General features: G+C 60.8%; 20 protein-coding genes and 1 tRNA gene. 17 read left to right on the top strand and 4 right to left on the bottom strand.

Annotation, left to right across the window (positions count from 1 at the left end):
• Window positions 1-5: 5 nt before the first annotated feature.
• Window positions 6-425 carry a DUF4864 domain-containing protein gene (locus tag BLS48_RS01285; protein ID WP_091574955.1) on the bottom strand — a complete coding sequence of 140 codons (420 nt, stop codon included), beginning with the start codon at window positions 423-425 and terminating at the stop codon, window positions 6-8.
• 397 nt (window positions 426-822) lie between these two features.
• Here BLS48_RS01285 and BLS48_RS01280 point away from each other — a divergent pair, with 397 nt between their 5' ends.
• The 15 genes from BLS48_RS01280 (at window position 823) to glpK (ending at window position 17,193) form a co-directional block, all read left to right on the top strand.
• Complete coding sequence (locus BLS48_RS01280) at window positions 823-1,059, top strand: Lrp/AsnC ligand binding domain-containing protein (protein ID WP_091574954.1); 237 nt, start codon at window positions 823-825, stop codon at window positions 1,057-1,059.
• A gap of 312 nt (window positions 1,060-1,371) precedes the next feature.
• Entirely contained in the window at window positions 1,372-2,784 is a 1,413-nt protein-coding gene (locus BLS48_RS01275) for a circularly permuted type 2 ATP-grasp protein (RefSeq protein ID WP_167364903.1), read from the top strand.
• 21 nt (window positions 2,785-2,805) lie between these two features.
• Window positions 2,806-3,747, top strand: a complete 942-nt coding sequence (locus BLS48_RS01270; RefSeq protein WP_091574950.1) for an alpha-E domain-containing protein — start codon at window positions 2,806-2,808, stop codon at window positions 3,745-3,747.
• An 85-nt stretch (window positions 3,748-3,832) separates the two neighbouring features.
• Complete coding sequence (locus tag BLS48_RS01265; RefSeq protein WP_091574949.1) at window positions 3,833-4,627, top strand: transglutaminase family protein; 795 nt, start codon at window positions 3,833-3,835, stop codon at window positions 4,625-4,627.
• Window positions 4,628-4,657: 30 nt separating this feature from the next.
• On the top strand, window positions 4,658-5,389 hold the full coding sequence (locus tag BLS48_RS01260) for a proteasome-type protease (RefSeq protein ID WP_091574946.1): 732 nt from the start codon (window positions 4,658-4,660) through the stop codon (window positions 5,387-5,389).
• A gap of 97 nt (window positions 5,390-5,486) precedes the next feature.
• The gene (locus BLS48_RS01255; protein ID WP_091574944.1) at window positions 5,487-6,899 is read left to right on the top strand and encodes a pyridoxal phosphate-dependent decarboxylase family protein; all 1,413 of its coding nucleotides are present in this window, start codon (window positions 5,487-5,489) and stop codon (window positions 6,897-6,899) included.
• Window positions 6,900-7,027: 128 nt separating this feature from the next.
• The gene (locus BLS48_RS01250; RefSeq protein ID WP_091574942.1) at window positions 7,028-7,795 is read left to right on the top strand and encodes a DeoR/GlpR family DNA-binding transcription regulator; all 768 of its coding nucleotides are present in this window, start codon (window positions 7,028-7,030) and stop codon (window positions 7,793-7,795) included.
• 137 nt (window positions 7,796-7,932) lie between these two features.
• Window positions 7,933-9,459: a glycerol-3-phosphate dehydrogenase gene (gene glpD, locus BLS48_RS01245; RefSeq protein ID WP_091575612.1), complete on the top strand. Its 1,527-nt coding sequence runs from the start codon at window positions 7,933-7,935 to the stop codon at window positions 9,457-9,459.
• A gap of 42 nt (window positions 9,460-9,501) precedes the next feature.
• A complete protein-coding gene (locus BLS48_RS01240) occupies window positions 9,502-10,581 on the top strand; it encodes an ABC transporter ATP-binding protein (RefSeq protein ID WP_091574939.1) in 1,080 nt (359 codons plus the stop codon).
• A gap of 10 nt (window positions 10,582-10,591) precedes the next feature.
• The gene (locus BLS48_RS01235; RefSeq protein WP_091574936.1) at window positions 10,592-11,659 is read left to right on the top strand and encodes an ABC transporter ATP-binding protein; all 1,068 of its coding nucleotides are present in this window, start codon (window positions 10,592-10,594) and stop codon (window positions 11,657-11,659) included.
• Window positions 11,660-12,526 (top strand): carbohydrate ABC transporter permease, encoded by an 867-nt coding sequence (locus tag BLS48_RS01230; protein ID WP_091574934.1) that lies wholly within the window; start codon window positions 11,660-11,662, stop codon window positions 12,524-12,526.
• 37 nt (window positions 12,527-12,563) lie between these two features.
• Window positions 12,564-13,448 carry a carbohydrate ABC transporter permease gene (locus tag BLS48_RS01225; protein WP_208604571.1) on the top strand — a complete coding sequence of 295 codons (885 nt, stop codon included), beginning with the start codon at window positions 12,564-12,566 and terminating at the stop codon, window positions 13,446-13,448.
• 67 nt (window positions 13,449-13,515) lie between these two features.
• Window positions 13,516-13,803, top strand: a complete 288-nt coding sequence (locus tag BLS48_RS01220) for a DUF2160 domain-containing protein (RefSeq protein WP_091575611.1) — start codon at window positions 13,516-13,518, stop codon at window positions 13,801-13,803.
• Window positions 13,804-13,882: 79 nt separating this feature from the next.
• The gene (locus BLS48_RS01215; RefSeq protein ID WP_091574929.1) at window positions 13,883-15,610 is read left to right on the top strand and encodes an ABC transporter substrate-binding protein; all 1,728 of its coding nucleotides are present in this window, start codon (window positions 13,883-13,885) and stop codon (window positions 15,608-15,610) included.
• A gap of 92 nt (window positions 15,611-15,702) precedes the next feature.
• On the top strand, window positions 15,703-17,193 hold the full coding sequence (gene glpK / locus BLS48_RS01210) for a glycerol kinase GlpK (RefSeq protein WP_091574928.1): 1,491 nt from the start codon (window positions 15,703-15,705) through the stop codon (window positions 17,191-17,193).
• A gap of 62 nt (window positions 17,194-17,255) precedes the next feature.
• On the opposite strand, the gene BLS48_RS01205 is transcribed toward glpK, so the two are convergent.
• Window positions 17,256-17,726, bottom strand: a complete 471-nt coding sequence (locus BLS48_RS01205) for a BA14K family protein (RefSeq protein ID WP_091574925.1) — start codon at window positions 17,724-17,726, stop codon at window positions 17,256-17,258.
• A 303-nt stretch (window positions 17,727-18,029) separates the two neighbouring features.
• On the opposite strand from BLS48_RS01205, the gene BLS48_RS01200 reads away from it, so the two are divergent.
• A tRNA-Lys gene (locus BLS48_RS01200) sits at window positions 18,030-18,105 on the top strand.
• A 138-nt stretch (window positions 18,106-18,243) separates the two neighbouring features.
• Here the strand turns inward: BLS48_RS01200 and BLS48_RS35920 are convergent.
• Together BLS48_RS35920 and BLS48_RS35530 are read right to left on the bottom strand one after the other, a co-directional pair.
• Complete coding sequence (locus BLS48_RS35920; RefSeq protein ID WP_208604569.1) at window positions 18,244-18,975, bottom strand: hypothetical protein; 732 nt, start codon at window positions 18,973-18,975, stop codon at window positions 18,244-18,246.
• Window positions 18,968-19,126: a hypothetical protein gene (locus tag BLS48_RS35530; protein ID WP_167364902.1), complete on the bottom strand. Its 159-nt coding sequence runs from the start codon at window positions 19,124-19,126 to the stop codon at window positions 18,968-18,970. Before BLS48_RS35530 ends, BLS48_RS35920 begins: the two co-directional genes overlap by 8 nt.
• Window positions 19,127-19,483: 357 nt before the next feature.
• Here BLS48_RS35530 and BLS48_RS34775 point away from each other — a divergent pair, with 357 nt between their 5' ends.
• Window positions 19,484-20,083 (top strand): hypothetical protein, encoded by a 600-nt coding sequence (locus BLS48_RS34775; protein ID WP_143019377.1) that lies wholly within the window; start codon window positions 19,484-19,486, stop codon window positions 20,081-20,083.
• The last annotated feature ends 123 nt before the right edge of the window (window positions 20,084-20,206 follow it).

Below are 20,206 nucleotides of genomic sequence, written 5' to 3'. Positions count from 1 at the left end.
GGCGCTCAGGTGCTGAGCGAATTCGACGCGCGCAGGCTGCAGCCGGTGATTTGGAACGTGCCGTCGGGCTGTTGCTGCAGCGTGTAGACCGCTTCGTAGTCCTTGCCATCCGGCCCAACGATCAGCACCTGCTGGACGATCGAACCCGGACCCGTCTCCTCGACCTTGCCGAAGGAATAGGTCCGCGGCTTGCGCACCGGCGGGTAGCCGTTGGTCACCATGTTCATGAAGGTGTCGACGGTGGGGAAGATCTGTTTCACGTTCGGCGCCGCGAAACTGTAGGCGGTGGCGCCGTCATTGGCGATGAACGCTTGCAACTGGCCGTCTATGGCCGCTTGCGCCGCCTTGACCTCGGCATCGCCGGCAAAGGCCGACGAGGCCAGGATGAACGGAACGAACGCGAATGCAAAAAACATGCGGCGCATGGCCTGTCTCCGTTGTCCTCGAAAAGCCGCCTCCAGAAAAGCTGTTCCAGGAGGCATCCTAACATACGCGTGGCGGCGCTTCACGGTTTCAGCAATGGCGAATATTCGTCTCGCCTCGGCGCATTTCCTATGCTTCAGCGTCCATTAAGGCGGGTCGCTCATCGTGGTCTGCGGCGAGAGCACTAAGCTCATGGACGAAGGATGTTCACACAGCCTGTCGACCGGCGCCTTTTTGCTGAAGGGTGTTGCCAGCCTTGCCGTCTTGGCCCCTTTGCCGGCTTGGGCGAAGAATACTCCGGCGGTCACCGCCGGCTGAGTACGGATTCCAGCGCTTGAAAGCCCGCCTCCAGTCTGCCAGAAGGGCCGCTTGGACTTGGAAGTTTAGCGGGACGAAGCCATGAAGGCGTTTTTCGTGCAGATCAAATGCGAACTGGGCAAATCCTATGAGGTTGCCAGCGCGCTCGCCGATGCCGAGATCGCTTCGGAAATCTACTCCACCGCCGGCAATTACGATCTGCTTGCCAAATTCTATGTCGACGACGAGGAAGACGTCGGGCATTTCGTGAATGAGAAGGTGCAGGTTCTCCCCGGCATCAAGGACACATTCACGGTCGTCACGTTCCGCGCCTTCTAGACCTGTTCCATCCCGATAGAATCGAGATGGGCCTATCTGTTTGTTTGAGCATGATCTCTGGACAAACGGGAACCGTTTGTCCGAGAAAAGCGGGGTCCACTTTTCGCTGACGCGGTCCTTCGGTTTGGGATCATGCTCCAGCCGCTGAGCGCACTTGCCCGGGCACGAGGCAAAGCCTGACCAAGGTCGTATTTCAGCTGCCTAAACTTTAGGCAGGCGCGACATACTGATCGTCCGGATCTCCCAAATCACCGATTGCGCTTGATTTTCTCCGGCGACGCCAGTGAAATGGCGTCACAGGGGAGTATGCGATTGGCAGCGTTCGACGAAATGCTTCCGGAAGTCTCCGGATTGAGAAGACCGTATTCGGCTTATGATCGCTGGCTGAAGGAGCAGGATCCAGCGAGACTTACCGAGAAGATGCAGGACGCAGAACGCGTCTTCCGCAAGACCGGCATCACCTTCGCCGTCTATGGCGAGCAGGAAGCATCCGAACGACTGATCCCGTTCGATATCGTTCCACGCATCATTTCAGGCAATGAATGGCGACGCCTCACGCAGGGCATCGAGCAGCGGGTGCAGGCGCTGAATGCTTTCCTCGACGATATCTACCATCGCCAGGAAATCCTGCGCGCCGGGCGCGTTCCCACGGAGTTGATCGCCAGGAACGAGGCTTTTCTGCCGGAAATGATCGGCGTGCGGCCTCCGGCTGGCGTCTACACCCACATTATCGGCGTCGACATCGTCCGCATCAGCGAGGACGAATTCTACGTGTTGGAGGACAACGCGCGCACACCATCGGGCGTCTCCTACATGCTGGAAAACCGTGAGACGATGATGCAGCTGTTCCCGGAGCTGTTCCAGAAGATCAAAGTGCGGCCGGTGGAGAACTACCCGCAGCTTCTGCGCCAATCGCTGGCGGCGGTGCGCCCGCAAGGCACCAAGGGCGCGCCGACCATCGCCGTGCTGACGCCCGGCAGCTACAATTCCGCCTATTTCGAACACGCCTTCCTTGCCGATCAGATGGGCGTTCAACTGGTCGAGGGCCAGGATCTGCGCGTCGTCGACGGCCATGTCGCGATGCGCACCACCGAAGGTTACAAGCAGATCGACGTGCTCTATCGTCGCGTCGATGATTCTTTCCTCGATCCGCTGACCTTCCGGCCGGATTCGGCGCTTGGCGTTCCCGGCATCATGGATGTCTACCGGGCCGGCAACATCACCATCGCCAACGCACCGGGCACCGGCATCGCCGACGACAAGGCGATCTATTCCTACATGCCCGAGATCGTCGAGTTCTACACAGGCCGCAAGGCGATCCTGGGCAACATCCCGACCTGGCGCTGTTCCGAGCCCGACAGTCTGAAATACGTGCTCGAGCACATCCACGAGCTGGTGATCAAGGAAGTGCATGGTTCCGGCGGCTACGGCATGCTGGTCGGCCCGGCGGCGACCAAGAAGGAGTGCGAGGCTTTTGCCAAGAAACTCCAGGCAAAGCCCTCGAACTATATCGCCCAGCCGACACTGGCGCTGTCGACCTGTCCGATCCTGACCGACAAGGGGCTGGCGCCGCGCCATGTCGATCTCAGGCCTTACGTGCTGGTCTCCGACCGCATCCAGATCGTGCCCGGCGGGCTGACGCGCGTCGCGCTCAAGGAAGGCTCGCTGGTCGTCAATTCCTCGCAGGGCGGCGGCACCAAGGACACATGGGTGCTGGATGACTGATTTTCATTTGAAGGTTTTTGGATGCTTTTAGGCCGGACCGCCAACGGGCTTTACTGGATGAACCGCTATATCGAGCGCGCAGAGAATATGGCGCGGTTGGTCGATGCCGGCTTGCGCATGGCGCTGACCCGCACGCAGAGCGCCTCGGAAGAGTGGAGTTCGGTGCTGCTCAGTGCCGGTTCGGACGTCACCTTCAGCCAGAAATATTCTGACTATACCGCCGCCAACGTCGCCGACTTCCTGCTGCGCGACACGTCGAATCCATCGAGCACGATGGCGGCGATCGAGACAGCCCGCAACAATGCCCGCATGGTGCGCACCGCGCTGACGCGCGAAACCTGGGAAAGCATCAATGAAGCCTGGATGGCGCTGAAACGGATGCTGGCCAAGCCTATCGACGAGCGCGACCTGCCCAGCGTGCTCGACGCTATCAAGCGCGAGACGGCGCTGATCCGCGGCTCGTTCTACGGCACCATGCTGCGCAACGAGATCTTCGACTTCTCGCAGCTCGGCACTTATGTCGAGCGCGCAGACAACACGGCACGCATTCTGGACGTGAAATACTATGTGCTCTTGCCGTCGATTTCCTGGGTCGGCTCTACGCTCGACAACTACCAGTGGGAATCGATCCTGCGCTCAGTATCGGCGCACCGTTCCTACCGCTGGGTCTATGACGCCGACTACAAGCCGACCAACATTGCCGACTACCTGATCCTCAATGTCCGCATGCCGCGTTCGCTGACCTTCTGCTACCGCTTCCTGTCCGAACACCTGAAGTTCCTCGGCGACGACTACGGCGAACGTCATGCCTGCCACGCGACGGCCGAGAAGACGCAGACGATGCTGAGAGCCGGGTCGATCAAGGACATATTCGACGCCGGCCTGCATGAGTTCCTGGCCAACTTCATTCGCGACAACACCAAGCTCGGCAACGAGATCGCGCAAGATTACCGGTTCAATTGAGCATGATCCCGAACCGGAGGACCGCGTCAGCGAAAAGTGGGAACCGGTTTTCGGGCAAGATCATGCTCACAAACGGAAAAAAAGCATGCGGTTGAAGATCACCCACAGGACCGAGTACCGCTATGATGCGCCGGTGCAATATTTGTTGCAGCGGCTGCGGCTGCTTCCGGTCAGCGGATCGACGCAGACCGTTCTGTCCTGGGCTCTGGTCATCGAAGGCGCGCGTGAAGAGGTTCGTTTTGTTGATCATTTCGGCAACGATACACGGCTGTTGAGCGTCGAGGGCGAGCGTGACTTCATCACGGTGGAAGCTGCCGGCGAAGTGGTGACGCGCGACACCGCCGGCGTCTCCGGACCACACCAGGGCTTTACGCCGCTCTGGCTTTACAGCCATGAAACGCCATTGACGGCGATCGGCAGCGGCATTCGCGGACTCGCCGCATCGGTCGACAAGGGCACTGATATCGAAAGGCTGCACAGGCTGATGGCGATCATCGGTGAACGCGTCGCTTACACGCCGGGCAGCACCACCGCGACGACGCCGGCAGAGGAAGCGTTGGCGCTCAAGAGCGGTGTCTGCCAGGATCACACCCACATCTTTGCCGCCGGCGCGCGCGCCATGGGCTTTCCGGCCCGTTACGTCAGCGGTTATCTGATGCTGGACGCGACGGTTGAGCAGGCGGCAAGCCATGCCTGGGCCGAGGCGCATGTCGCGGGTCTTGGCTGGGTCGCTTTCGATGCCGCCAACGGCATTTCTCCAGACGAACGCTATGTAAAGGTGGCAACTGGTCGCGACTACCGCGACGCCACACCGGTTTCGGGGATTCGACTGGGACAGGCGGAAGAACAGCTTGCGGTCACCGTCACTGTGGAGCAGTAATCCCCCAGGATTGCCGCTAGAAGAGATTCCATGACCTATTGCGTCGGCCTGAAGATCGATCGCGGGCTCGTGTTCATGTCGGACACGCGCACCAATGCCGGCATGGATTCGATCTCCACCTTCAAGAAGATGCATGTCTGGGAAGAGCCCGGCGAGCGCGTCATCGTCTTGATGTCGGCCGGCAATCTGGCGACGACGCAGGCGGTGGTCAGCCTGCTCGACGAGCGCACCAAGGCTATCTCCGAGCGACACTCCACCCTGCTGGAAACGCCGTCCATGTACCAGACGGTGCGGATGGTAGGCGATACCGTCAAGGAGGTGATCGCCAGTTCGTCACCGGCCGGCGAAAAGGCGGATTCCTACTTCAATGCTTCCTTCATTCTCGGCGGTCAGATCAAGGGCAGCGAGCCGCGGCTTTTCATGATCTATCCCGAAGGCAATTTCATCGAATCGACCGACGACACGCCTTTCTTCCAGATCGGCGAGACCAAATACGGCAAGCCGATCATCATCCGCGCCTATGAAAAGACGATGAGCCTTGCCGAGACGGTGAAGCTGCTTCTGGTGTCGTTCGATTCGACGCTGAAGTCGAATTTGTCCGTCGGTCTGCCGCTCGACATGCTCTTCCTGGAAAAGGATGCTTTCAAGGTCGGGTTGAAGAGGCGGATCAGCCAGGACGACCAGTATTACCGCACCATCTCGGACGGCTGGTCGAATGCACTGAAGTCGGCCTTTGCCAGCCTGCCGGATTTCCCTGGCTAGCGGCGCCTGACTGGCGGTTGCTTGTATTTCACATGTATTGATCTTGAGGAACCCAACCGCGACGGATGGCGGCGAGGGATCATGTCGGGAGGACAAGATGAACAACGATGAATTCCGGCATTGGTCGCGGCGCGCCGCTGACTGGGGCGCCGACTACCGCAACACACTGCGCGACCGGCCGGTGCGGCCGCTGGTCAAGCCGGGCGACATATTCAGAAGCATCGAAGCTTCGCCGCCTGAAGACGCGGAGCCGATGGACAGGATCTTCGCCGACTTCGAGGAGAAGGTTCTGCCGGGGATGACGCATTGGCAGCATCCCCGCTTTTTTGCCTATTTCCCGGCGAATGCCGCGCCGGTCTCGGTGGTGGCGGAGTATCTGGTGTCGGCGATGGCAGCCCAATGCATGTTGTGGCAGACCTCGCCGGCGGCGACCGAACTCGAAACGCGGACCGTCGACTGGATGCGCCAGGCGCTCGGCCTGCCGGAAGGCTTCTCGGGGGTGATCCAGGATTCGGCCTCGTCGGCGACACTGGCCGCGGTATTGACCATGCGCGAGCGAGCGCTCGACTGGCAAGGCAACAAAAGGGGACTGGCCGGGCAGGCGCGGTTGCGCATCTATTCGTCGGACCAGGTGCACACCTCGATCGACCGGGCAATCTGGGTGTCGGGCATCGGCGAGGACAATCTCGTACGTATCCCGGTCGCCGGCCGTTTTCGCGCCATGGATACCGCGGCCCTCGAAGCGGCAATCGTCGCCGACCGGCAAGCCGGAATGCTGCCCGCGGGCATCATCGCCTGCGTTGGCGGTACCAGCACGGGCGGCACCGACGACATTGCGGCGGTTGCCGAGGTGGCGAGACGGCACGGGCTCTATCTTCATGTCGATGCGGCATGGGCAGGGTCGGCGATGATCTGCCCGGAGTACCGGCATTTCTGGGCCGGCGTCGAAGGCGCCGATTCGATCGTCTTCAATCCACACAAATGGCTGGGCGCGCAGTTCGACTGTTCGATCCAGTTCCTGCGCGATCCCGAAAGCCATGTCAGGACGCTGGCCATCAAGCCGGACTATCTCAGGACTCACGGCCATGACGGCATCATCAACTATTCCGAATGGTCGGTACCGCTGGGCCGGCGCTTCCGCGCGCTCAAATTGTGGTTCCTGCTGCGTGCGCACGGGCTGGAAAGCCTGCGGACCATGATCCGCAATCATGTCGCGTGGAGCGAGGGTCTTGCCGAACGGCTGGCAAGGGAGCCGGATTTCGAGATCGTCAGCCAGCCGATGCTGTCGCTGTTTTCGTTCCGGCACAAAGCTGCAGCCAGCGCCGATGCGGACGAGCACAATCTGCGGCTGGTCAATGCGATCAACGATGATGGTCGCATCTACCTGACGCAAACGAGGGTCGATGGAAGGGTGGCAATCCGGTTCCAGGTCGGCCAGTTCGAAGCGACCGCTACTGACGTCGATGCGGCTTTCGTCGTCATCACTGAAATCGCGCGCGGCGTGGCTTGATCGGGCCTGGCCGGGATTGCGTTGGTGTTTGCTTTTGCAATCATGTGATTTTCATTAGCCGGCTTATCCCTTTTCATCTGTTTCGTTTTCGACTATAGACAAGAAAAACGAAAACGGGAGCTTGCCGTATGTATCTGTCGCCACGCCATGCCGAAATCATCCAGATGGCCAAGGACCATGGTCGCGTGCTGGTCGAAGATCTGGCCAGCCATTTCAACGTGACTCCGCAGACCATACGCAAGGATCTCAACGACCTGTGCGACCAGCGGCTGCTTTCCCGCATCCATGGCGGTGCGCTGTTTCCATCCGGCATAGAGAACATGGAGTATGAGGCCAGGCGCAAGATCGCCGCCGATGAGAAGGAGGCGATCGGCCGTGCGGCGGCAAGGCTGATTCCCGACAACGCCTCCCTGTTCATCAACATCGGCACGACGACGGAGGCGGTCAGCAAGGCATTGCTGGATCACAACGGCCTGATGGTCATCACCAATAATATCAATGTTGCCAATAGGATGCGCATATATCCCTCGATCGAGGTGGTGATCGCCGGCGGGGTTGTACGCGGCTCCGATGGCGGCGTTGTCGGCGAAGCGGCGGTCGATTTCATCAGGCAGTTCAAGGTCGACTATGCCGTGATCGGCGCGTCGGCGATCGACCATGACGGCGCCTTGCTCGATTTCGACTTTCGCGAGGTCAAGGTGGCGCAGGCGATCATCGCCAATGCAAGGCACGTCATTCTGGTTTCCGACCAGACCAAGTTCGAGCGTACGGCGCCGGTGCGCATTGGCCATCTGTCGCAGGTCAACACGTTTATCACCGACCGTTGCGACATCCCGTCGGTGCGCAAGATCTGCCAGGAAGCGGAGGTTCAGCTCATCGAGACGTCCGTCGGTTAGCGGCTTTCAGGGCGTCATTACGAGCCTCTCACGTGCTTGTGATATTTCGTTTGACATTCGTTCTTATTTCGAAATAATTCCGCCACGGTTTCGTAAAAAGCCAAAAATGGTGCAATGCGAAATCGTTGGAGGAACTTGTGGACGCATCTCCGATCCGTGACATTTTCGTCATAGGTGGCGGCATCAATGGTTGCGGCATTGCCCGCGATGCCGTCGGACGTGGCTTTTCCGTCTTTCTTGCCGAGATGAATGACCTGGCCAGCGGGACGTCCTCGGGCTCGACCAAGCTGATCCATGGCGGCCTGCGCTATCTTGAGTTCTATGAGTTTCGTTTGGTGCGCGAGGCGCTGATGGAACGCGAGGTTCTGTGGAAGAATGCTCCACATATCATCTGGCCGATGCGTTTCGTGCTGCCCTATGCCGAAGGCCTGCGGCCCGCTTGGCTGATCAGGCTCGGTCTCTTTCTCTACGACCACATTGGCGGGCGCAAACTGCTGCCGGCGACCAAGACCCTGGATATGGCCAGGGACCCGGCCGGCAAGCCGCTGAAACCGCTTTTCAAGAAGGCCTTCGAGTATTCGGATGGCTGGGTGAACGATGCGCGCCTGGTGGCGCTCAATGCCCGGGATGCCGCCGATCGGGGCGCAACGATCCGAACCCGCACGAAGGTGGTTGGAGCGCGCCGCGAAGGTGGCGTGTGGACAATCAAGATCGAAAACCTGCAGACCGGGGAGATCGAAGAGATCAAGGCACGGCTGCTGGTCAATGCCGCCGGACCATGGGTCGATCATGTGCTTTCAGGCGTTGTCGGCCTGAACGATGTGCACAATGTCCGCCTCGTGCAGGGCAGCCACATCGTTATCGCTAAGAAGTTCGACGATCCGCGCGCCTATTTCTTCCAGAACAAGGATGGCCGCATCATCTTCGCCATTCCTTACGAGGACGAATTCACGCTGATCGGCACCACCGACCAAGACTACCCCGGCGATCCGCACGACGTGAAGATCAGCGAGACCGAGATCGATTATCTCTGTGCCGCGGCGAGCGAGTATTTCGCGCAGCCGGTCAAGCGGCCGGACATCGTCTGGACCTATTCCGCGGTCCGTCCGCTCTACGATGACGGCGCCTCCAAGGCGCAGGAGGCAACGCGCGACTACGTGCTGAAGGCCGATGGCGGCGAGGGCACGGCCCCGATCGTCAATGCCTTTGGTGGCAAGATCACCACCTATCGCCGGCTGTCGGAATCGATGCTGGAGAAGATCGAGGGTTTCCTCGGCAAGCGTGGCAAGCCATGGACGGCAAACGCACCGCTGCCGGGCGGCGATTTTCCCGCAACCGGTTTCGACGCCGAAGTGGCGAAACTGAAGTCGGCCTATCCGTTCCTGGATGCGCGCATGGCCCGCCGGCTGACCCGGCTCTACGGGACACGCGCCCGGACACTGCTCGGCCTTGCCAGGTCGAATGCCGATCTCGGCCGCAGCTTCGGCGCCGATCTCTACGAAGCCGAGGTGCGCTATCTCGTTGAAAACGAATGGGCCGTCACGGCCGACGATGTGCTATGGCGCAGGACCAAGCGCGGCCTGCATCTCGGCCGCGAACAGGCGGCGGCGCTTGATGAATTCATGCGCGGGATAAGCCGGCGGCATGTCGCGGCTGCCGAATGAAGAAGGCTTGGAGCTGATGCGGAAAGCCTGGGAGGAGGCGTCATGCTGGAACTGAGAAACGTCACCAAGACGGTCGGTGCGGCAGAGCATATCCGCGATGTGTCGCTGACGCTTCAGCACGGCTCGCTCAACGTTCTGCTCGGACCCACACTTTCCGGCAAGACCAGCCTGATGCGGCTGATGGCCGGCCTCGATGTGCCGACCTCCGGTTCGGTCTGGTTCGACGGCCAGAATGTCACCGGGGTGCCGGTGCAGAAGCGCAAGATCGCCATGGTCTACCAGCAGTTCATCAACTATCCGGCGATGACCGTCTACGAGAACATCGCCTCGCCGCTGCGGGTGGCCGGCACCGATCAGGCGAAGATCGACAGCCAGGTGCGCGAAGCTGCAGCGCTGCTCAAGCTGACACCTTATCTCGACCGCACGCCGCTCAATCTGTCGGGTGGCCAGCAGCAGCGCACCGCACTGGCGCGCGCCATCGTCAAGAACGCCAGCCTGGTCCTGCTCGACGAGCCGCTGGCCAACCTCGACTACAAGCTGCGCGAGGAACTGCGCGCCGAATTGCCGAGGATTTTCGCCGCTGCCGGCACCATCTTCGTCTATGCCACGACCGAGCCGCACGAGGCGCTGCTGCTCGGCGGCAACACGGCGACGTTGTCGGAAGGCCGCATCACCCAGTTCGGACCGACCATCGAGGTGTTCCGCAAGCCGGCCGACCTGGTGACGGCCAGGACGTTTTCCGATCCACCGCTCAACACCATCGTGCTCGCCAAGAAGGGCCGGGATTTCCTGCTCGAGGGCGGCGTGAACCTGCCGGTGCCGGCCGAACTCTCCGGCATTGCCGACGCCATCTATACGGTCGGCTTCCAGCCACACCATCTATCGCTAGAGCGACCCAACGCCTTGGCGGTGCCGGTGCGGGCGAAGGTGACGATCACCGAGATCACCGGGTCGGAGAGTTTCATCCATCTCGACTTCGCCGACGTCCGCTGGGTCATGCTGACCCACGGCATTCGCGATTTCGAGACCGACGAGGTGGTCGAGGTGTTCATCGATCCGCGCCACATCATGGTTTTCGACGAGCACGGTCGCGCCGTGAGCGCGCCGAAGCTGGCGGCTTGAGGGGAAAGAGATGGCGCGCATCGACGTCAACCATGTCAGGCATTCCTATCTGCCCAACCCGCGCAAGGATGCCGATTTCGCGCTCAGGGAAGTGCATCACACCTTCGAGGACGGCGGTGCCTATGCGCTGCTCGGGCCCTCGGGCTGCGGCAAGACCACGTTGCTCAACATCATTTCGGGATTGCTGCACCCCTCGCATGGCCAGTTGCTGTTCAACGGCAAAGACGTGACCAATTTGTCGACGCAGGAGCGCAACATCGCGCAAGTGTTCCAGTTCCCGGTCATCTACGACACCATGACCGTCTATGACAATCTGGCGTTCCCGCTACGCAACCGCGGCGTGCCGGAAGCAGACGTCGACCGCAAGGTGCGCGAGACGCTGGAGATGATCGACCTGGCGTCGTGGGCGAAGAAGAAGGCGAGGGGCCTGACCGCCGACCAGAAGCAGAAGATATCGCTCGGCCGCGGTCTGGTGCGCTCCGACGTCAACGCCATCCTGTTCGACGAGCCGCTGACCGTCATCGACCCGCATATGAAATGGGTGCTGCGTTCGCAGCTCAAGCAGCTGCATCGCCGCTTCGGCTACACCATGGTCTACGTCACCCACGACCAGACCGAGGCTCTGACCTTCGCCGACCAGGTCGTGGTGATGTATGACGGCGGCATCGTCCAGATCGGCACGCCGGCCGAACTGTTCGAGCGGCCGCGCCACACCTTTGTCGGTTATTTCATAGGCTCTCCCGGCATGAACGTCATGCCGGTGGCGATCGACGGCAAGACGGCGACCCTCGGCTCGCAACGGATCGAACTGCCCGGCGCACCCAATGCAGACAGCGGAGCCATCGAGCTTGGTATCCGTCCCGAGTATGTAAGACTTGGTCGCGACGGCATGTCCGTATCCATCAGCAAGGTCGAGGATCTCGGCCGCCACAAGGTGGTCCGCGCCAAGCTCGAAGGCCGCGATATCTCTGCCGTGATCGGTGAGGACGAAACCGTGCCCGCTGAACCAAGGGTGCGGTTCGACCCAGCCGGCATCAACATCTATGCCGATTCCTGGCGTGTCGAGATGGAGGCCTAGATGGACAAGACCTGGAACAACAAGGCCTGGTTCCTGGTGCTGCCGGTGCTGGTGCTGGTGGCATTCTCGGCCGTCATACCGCTGATGACCGTCGTCAACTATTCGGTGCAGGACACGTTCGGCAACAACGTCTTCTTCTGGGCAGGTACGGAGTGGTTCGAGGAACTGCTGTCGTCGAGCCGCTTCTGGGAGGCGATGACCCGCAACCTGATTTTCTCCTTCATCATCCTCGCCATCGAAGTGCCGCTCGGCATCTTCATCGCGCTCAACATGCCGAAGAAGGGCTGGGGCGTACCGGTCTGCCTGGTGCTTATGGCTTTGCCGCTGCTGATCCCGTGGAACGTCGTCGGCACCATCTGGCAGGTATTCGGGCGCAACGACATCGGCCTGCTGGGCTACTACGTCAACGCGCTGGGCATCGACTACAACTATGTGCAGGACCCGTTCGACGCCTGGGTCACCATCATCGTCATGGATGTCTGGCACTGGACCAGTCTCGTCGTGCTGCTTTGCTACGCCGGCCTGGTCTCGATCCCCGACGCCTTCTACCAGGCGGCCAAGATAGACGGCGCCTCGCGCTGGGCGGTGTTCCGCTACATCCAATTGCCCAAGATGAACCGCGTGCTTCTGATCGCCGTGCTGTTGCGTTTCATGGACAGTTTCATGATCTACACCGAACCTTTCGTCGTCACCGGCGGCGGTCCGGGCAATTCGACGACGTTCCTGTCGATCGACCTCGTCAAGACGGCGCTTGGCCAGTTCGACCTCGGTCCGGCCGCGGCCATGTCGCTCGTCTACTTCCTCATCATCCTCCTGTTGTCATGGGTGTTCTACACCGTGATGACCAACTACGACGCGGAGCGCTGAGATGGGCGGCGCCAATGAAAGAACCGAGCGGAATGCGATGAACGGATCCGCCGCCACGGAAGGCCTCGCCAGCGCGCTGTCGCATAGCGATCTCGACAGGCGCATGCGCCGCCGCGGCGAGGAATCGCGCTGGTGGTGGATCGTGCCGACGCTCTACATCATCGTGCTTTTGCTGCCGATCTACTGGCTCATCAACATGAGTTTCAAGACCAATGCGGAGATCGTCTCGTCGCTGACGCTCTACCCGCACGCGCCGACGATCGGCAACTACGTCACTATCTTCACCGATGCGTCCTGGTATTCGGGCTACATCAACTCGATCACCTATGTGGTGATGAACATGGTGATTTCTGTGGCGGCTGCATTGCCGGCCGCCTACGCCTTCTCGCGCTACCGCTTCCTTGGCGACAAGCATCTGTTCTTCTGGCTGCTGACCAACCGCATGGCGCCGCCGGCAGTGTTCGCGCTGCCGTTCTTCCAGCTCTACTCCGCCTTCGGCCTGATCGACACGCATATCGCGGTGGCGCTGGCGCACTGCCTGTTCAACGTGCCGCTGGCGGTGTGGATCCTCGAGGGCTTCATGTCGGGCGTGCCGAAGGAAATCGACGAGACCGCCTATATCGACGGCTATTCATTCCCACGCTTCTTCGTCAGGATCTTCATGCCGCTGATCGCGAGCGGCATCGGCGTCGCCTGCTTCTTCTGCTTCATGTTCTCGTGGGTCGAACTCTTGATCGCGCGCACGCTGACGACCACCGATGCCAAGCCGATCGCCGCCACAATGACGCGTACGGTATCGGCCGCCGGCATGGACTGGGGCCTGCTCGCCGCCGCCGGTGTGCTGACGCTGATCCCCGGCGCGCTGGTCATCTGGTTCGTGCGCAACTACATCGCCAAGGGCTTCGCCCTGGGGAGAGTGTGATGAAACAAACGCATGAGTTCATCCGCAACACCATCGCCAAGGGCTTCGCCCTGGGGAGGGTATGACCATGAATTTCGACCTCACCTGGATGGCGTGGACGTGGCCGACGGCGGCCTTCTTCGCAACCATCCTGCTGCTGCTGTGTGGCATGGCGGTGTGGGAGTACGCCGCGCCGGGCGGCAATCCGCGCGTCGGCATCCTGCGCTTCGAGACGACGCGCGGCGACCGTCTTTTCCTGTCGCTGCTCGGCAGCGCCTTTATCCATCTCGCTTGGCTGGGTCTTGTCGGATCCAACCTGTGGTGGGCTCTCGCTCTCTCCGTAGTCTACGCCATTGGCGTGTTCCGCTACGTATAGAGGGGGAAACTGTTGGAGCGACAGCGTGCCGGCCGCCGCTCCAGATCGCACTTGAAACCTGAAACAGTGGAGGAAACACATGCGACGGCAATTTTTAACATCAACGACTGCCCTTGTCCTATTGCTGGGCGCGGGCAATGCCTACGCGGGGATGGACGAAGCAAAAGCCTTTCTGGACAAGGAGATAGGCCCGCTTTCGACGCTTTCGCGCGCCGACCAGGAAGCCGAAATGCAGTGGTTTATTGACGCAGCCAAGCCGTTCGCCGGCATGGACATCAAGGTCGTCTCCGAAACCATCGCCACGCACCAGTATGAATCGCAGGTGCTGGCGCCGGCCTTTACCGCCATCACCGGCATTAAGATCACGCATGACGTCATCCAGGAAGGCGACGTCGTCGAGAAGATCCAGACCCAGATGCAGACCGGCCAGAATCTCTATGACGGCTGGGTCAACGATTCCGACCTGATCGGCACCCACTGGCGCTACCAGCAGGTGCGCAATCTCACCGACTGGATGGCGGGCGACGGCAAGGATGTTACCAACCCGAACCTCGACCTGAAGGATTTTATCGGCACCTCGTTCACGACGGCTCCGGACAAGAAGCTCTACCAGCTTCCCGACCAGCAGTTCGCGAACCTCTACTGGTTCCGTTACGACTGGTTCAACGACGAGAAGAACAAGGCCGATTTCAAGGCCAAGTACGGCTACGACCTCGGCGTTCCGGTCAACTGGTCTGCCTATGAGGATATCGCCGCGTTCTTCACCGGCCGTGAGATCGACGGCAAGAAGGTCTATGGCCACATGGACTACGGCAAGAAGGACCCGTCGCTTGGCTGGCGGTTCACCGATGCCTGGCTGTCCATGGCCGGCAATGGCGACAAGGGCATTCCGAACGGCCTGCCGGTCGACGAATGGGGCATCAAGGTCGACGAGAATTCTCGGCCCGTCGGCTCCTGCACGGCACGCGGCGGCGACACCAATGGTCCGGCTGCCGTCTACTCGATTCAGAAGTATCTCGACTGGCTGAAGGCCTACGCTCCGGCGGAAGCCCAGGGCATGACCTTCTCCGAATCGGGACCGGTCCCGGCGCAGGGCGCGGTTGCCCAGCAGATCTTCTGGTACACTGCCTTCACCGCCTCGATGGTCGACGCGGGCGCCAAGGCGGTGCTGAACGACGACGGCACGCCGAAGTGGCGCATGGCTCCGTCGCCGCACGGTGTCTACTGGAAGGACGGCATGAAGCTCGGCTATCAGGACGTCGGTTCCTGGACGCTGATGAAGTCGACGCCGACGGATCGCGCCAAGGCCGCCTGGCTTTATGCGCAGTTCGTAACCTCGAAGACCGTGGACGTGAAGAAGAGCCATGTCGGCCTCACCTTCATCCGCGAGAGCACGATCCACGACAAGAGCTTCACTGAACGTGCGCCCAAGCTCGGCGGTCTGATCGAGTTCTACCGCTCGCCGGCCCGTGTGCAGTGGTCGCCGACCGGCACCAACGTGCCGGACTATCCGAAGCTGGCACAGCTCTGGTGGCAGGCGATCGGCGATGCGTCGTCGGGTGCCAAGACGGCGCAGGAAGCGATGGACTCGCTGTGCGGCGAGCAGGAAAAGGTCATGAGCCGCATCGAGAAGTCGGGCGTCCAGGGCGATATCGGCCCGAAGATGGCCGAAGAGCATGATCTCGCCTACTGGAACGCCGACGCGGTCAAGAAAGGCAATCTCGCGCCTCAGTTGAAGATCGAGAACGAGAAGGAAAAGCCGATCACCATTAACTACGACGAACTGGTGAAGAGCTGGCAGAAATAGGACTGTCTATGCGGGCGTTGGCGTCCGTGTGAAATTGGGGGAGGCGGCATGTTGCCGTCTCCCCTGTTTGTGTGAGGGCGGAGGACGTGGGAATGAGCGGTTTTGTGCTGGCAATCGACCAGGGAACAACATCGACCCGGGCGCTCCTGTTCGACGGCCAGATGAAAGTCGTTGGCAGCGGCCAGAAGGAATTCACCCAGCACTATCCGGCGTCCGGTTGGGTCGAGCACGATCCAGAGGAGGTATGGGCGAGCGTCGTGGCGACGGTGAAGGCGGCGCTGAAGAAGGCGGGCCGGCATGCTTCCGAGATGGCGGCGCTGGGCATCACCAATCAGCGCGAGACCGTCGTCATCTGGGACAGGGCGACCGGCAAGCCGATCCACAATGCCATCGTCTGGCAGGACCGGCGCACCGCGCCGCTGTGCCACAAGCTCAAGAAACAGGGGCTGGAAAAGACATTCACGAAAAAGACCGGCCTGCTGCTCGATCCGTATTTCTCCGGCACCAAGATCGCGTGGATGCTGGACAAGGTGAAGGGCGCCAGAAAACGCGCCGAGAAGGGCGAACTGCTGGCCGGCACCATCGACAGCTTTTTGATCTGGCGGCTGACCGGCGGCAAGGTCCACGCCACGGACGCCACCAACGCCTCGCGCACGCTGGTCTACAACATCGCAGAGAATGCCTGGGACGACGAGCTGCTGTCTATCCTCAACATCCCTGCCAAAATGCTGCCTGAGGTCAAAGACTGCGCCGATGATTATGGAATCACGGAGAAAAACCTCTTTGGTGCCGAAATAAAGATCCTCGGCGTCGCCGGTGACCAGCATGCCGCCACCATCGGCCAGGCCTGCTTTGAGCCGGGCATGATGAAGTCCACCTATGGCACCGGCTGTTTCGCGCTGCTCAACACCGGTGCCGACCTGGTACGCTCGAAGAACCGGCTGCTGACGACCATCGCCTACCGGCTGAACGGCAAGACGACCTATGCGCTGGAAGGCTCGATCTTCATTGCCGGTGCTGCCGTGCAGTGGTTGCGCGACGGCATCAAGGTGATCGGCAAGGCCGAGCAGAGCGGCAAGTTGGCGGCCGAGGCCGATCCGACGCAAAACGTCTATCTGGTGCCGGCCTTTGTCGGGCTCGGCGCACCGCACTGGGACGCCGAAGCACGCGGCGCCATCTTTGGGCTGACTCGCAATTCCGGACCGGCGGAGTTTGCGCGCGCCGCCCTCGAAGCCGTGGCCTACCAGACGCGCGACCTGCTCGACGCCATGCGCAAGGACTGGAAGGGGGCCTCGGCCAAGACCGTGCTTCGGGTCGACGGCGGCATGGTGGCATCGGACTGGACCATGCAGCGACTGGCCGACATCCTCGACGCGCCGGTCGACCGCCCGACCATTCTGGAGACGACAGCGCTCGGTGCCGCCTGGCTGGCCGGTTCGAAAGCCGGCGTTTGGCCAAGGGCCAGGGAATTCGCGAAAAGCTGGGCGCTGGAGCGACGGTTCCAGCCGGACATGGATGCTTCGACGCGTTCCGCCAAGCTGGCGGGCTGGCGCGATGCGGTGCGCAGGACGCTGAGCGCATAACGAAGGCCCGCACCGTTTCCGGCGCGGGCCTTCGTTCGTCAGCAATCAATGCTCAGCCCGGATCAGTAGGGGGAGCGGCATTCCCGGCGAGGGCCGTAGTTCGGCTGGAAGGTGTTGTCCGAAGAGCGGTAGCTGCGATAGTGATCGTAGCACCACTGGACATGCGCGTTGCCTTCATAGACGCGATTGTTCTCGCTATTGATGATGGCGCCGGTGATCAGGGCACCGGTGGCGAATGCAGCCAGCGGGAACCAGTTGTCGCCATGTCGGCGATAGCCGCGATGGTACTCGCGATAGCCGCGATGACCGTTCCAGTAGACGCTGTTGCCGCTGTTTCGCGTAAAGTTCCGATTGCCGCTGAAATTGCGATTGTGGTGTTTCTTCATCCACGGCTTGTAGTCAACGGTTTGCACATCGCTCGAAGCTGATGCAGCCTGCGGCACGAACATCTGCGCTGCATTGGCAGGCATGGCGGTCGCGGCAAACGAAACCGACAGTGTGGCCGCCAGTATACCCGATACGATCTTGTTCATTGTCTTCTCCTTCGAAAGGGTGATTGACGTCCCTTGTGGCGAGACAACGGGCGATGTGGGGGAAGGTTCCTCGACAGATGCCAAGTTGCTGATTTGTAATGTTTCTCGGGCCTGTCAGCGGCGTCGACGAGAGGGAGTACCATCGCGTCGACAGCAGTGTGCCGCTGGTGATCGGAGCGGCCAGCGAGGCACAGTGGCGGTGCTTGAAGAGTCTGGTTTGCGGGAGCTCTTTTTCCGGTTGACCGGTCGAGGCAGTCTCCCTATGTTCCGCGCAATTTCGAGGGCCGCCTTTCGCGCCCGCGGGAGCGCGTAGCTCAGCCGGTAGAGCAACTGACTTTTAATCAGTAGGTCATGGGTTCGAATCCCATCGCGCTCACCAAATAATGCAACAAAATCAAGCATTTGTATGCAAAAACCTACTGATTATTTTGGCGTTTTCGGGCAGGGGGTTCTATCAGGGGTCAAATGAAAAGCCCGCTACCGTGAGGCAGCGGGCCAAACTTATCAGCGTGATAAATTACAGGCCTTGCCCTCCTGAGATGAAGCCGGGGAAGTCGTAGTCGGTGGCGTCCTGTTCCCGCTCGTCGTCAAGTTCCCGCATATCGCCGCCGTCCTGCTCTCCGTCCTCAATCCACGCGGTTTCGTCGACCTTCATGCAGACCCGCTGGTCGATATGGTTCGTCCAGCCTAGCGACGGCTCATCGGCCTGCCTGTCGTGCGGCTCGTCCAGCACGTCGCCCCCATGCTCGTTTTCCGCCTCGCATTCGTCACGGCCTGGAGCGGTGGCACGGGAGCCCGCCCAGTCCTCTTGCGAGTTGCTGCCGTAGCGCATGACAGTCAACTCACCACAGCGGCCCCAGGGGCTCTCCCGTGACGTTGGATGGCGTTCGATGGCGCCCATGGTCGGCTCACTGTCGCCGGCGTCCTCGTCGTCGCTGTTGTCGAGCTCAAGGTCATATGAGTCGCCGGGCGGCAGGTTGGGAGCGATGCCCGACGGGAAAGATTGCCCCCCGCGATATCCCCAACCAAGCGACGGCTCGTCGTCGGCGCCATCCTCGAGGTCAGGATCCGGCGACATCGCGTCGAGCATGTCGATCAGCCGCTCGATCGAGGTTGCTATAGCCCGCCGATCGTTGTCAGCCATGATCAGGTATAGGGCACCGTCAAAGCGGCCTATTTCGGGTTGAGCGTTCTGGCTCGCCGCGGCGATGTAGGCCTCGGCCTTCTTGGTAAGCTGGAGGTCATCCATGGAGGTCGGCCTCCAGGTTGTCGATCACGCGGGCGCCAGCGTCGTGCAGGGCGTTCGACGTCTTCAGCAGCAGGTAGGCGAGGCTTCCGCGGCCAAGGCGCGTGCGGAGGCCCGCTGCGGCAAGCAGCATGGCTATGGATAGGTACGTCATGGTGGTTTTCTCGCGATTAGAACCAGCTTCTCAAGGCCGGCGGACCTGGCGCATATTTGCGCTTGATCCAATCATCGGTGGCGGACCGAAAGCCGGGGTTGAGAACCTGTCGCGAGACAGGCCGAACGATTTTAAGCTTGCGCTCTGGACATAGCGTTCGCACCCGGCCATAAATCAGCCAGTGGAACGCCCGCCAAGGCGTTGCATGCGCATCGAAGCCCGCCAAGGCCTCTAGCGCCTCAGCAAGACCCACGACGCCAATCGTTGGTTCTGCCTATCGCGATCCGGGTTCTCAAGCCCACGGACACGTTCCGCTTATTCGCCGATTTCGTCAAGCACTCCCCTCGGGGAGCCGGCTTGCGTGCGCGCCAAAGTTGCCCGATGGTGATCTTTAGGGGGATTCTTGTGACAACTGCGGATTGGGCGCTACTCATCAGTCTATTGTCAGCCAGTGTTTCGGCGGCCAGTTTCATCTGGAACGTCTGGTCAAAATTCATCTACCCGAAGGCGAAGGTGCGAACTTCATTTTCAGTAATGAATGTGATTTCCAATGCCGGTCAGTCGCCTCCTTTCTTAAATCTAAATGCCACAAACTATGGACCCGGTGCTGTCACACTTCACGCAGCGGTCATTCGGCCCAAGGAAGAACAAGGAAGCCTGCCCTACTTTCTCAGGCCCCTGTTTAGAGTTGGTAGTCGATATGGTTTGCTGAATCCGCTGGCCGATTTTCCCAATCGGATGGATTTTACTGAAGGACCATTCAGCGGAGGACTGCCCAAGAAACTGGACGTTGGAGAGACGTTCAGCGCCCGGCTCGGGTTCCGACACCAAAGTCTCAGAGATGAAGATGTCCTAGATGTCGGCTTTGAAGATACCTTCGGCCGTCATCACTGGGCGCCTCGGCGCCAAGTGAGGGGGGTAATCGCGAGGATTCGGCGGGAGTTCCCGAGAAGCTAGGGGGAAATGATGGGGATCTTGATCTTCTGGGTTGGTCTCTCGGTGATCGTCGGCATTGCCGCCGGCAGACGAGACCGCAGCGGCGCCGGCTGGTTCATTTTATCGCTTCTCATATCGCCACTG

This window comes from Mesorhizobium qingshengii, from assembly GCF_900103325.1.
Lineage (GTDB): Bacteria > Pseudomonadota > Alphaproteobacteria > Rhizobiales > Rhizobiaceae > Mesorhizobium > Mesorhizobium qingshengii.
The sequence above is the reverse complement of the archived record's forward strand: the minus strand, read 5'-3'. Positions and strand labels throughout refer to the sequence as shown.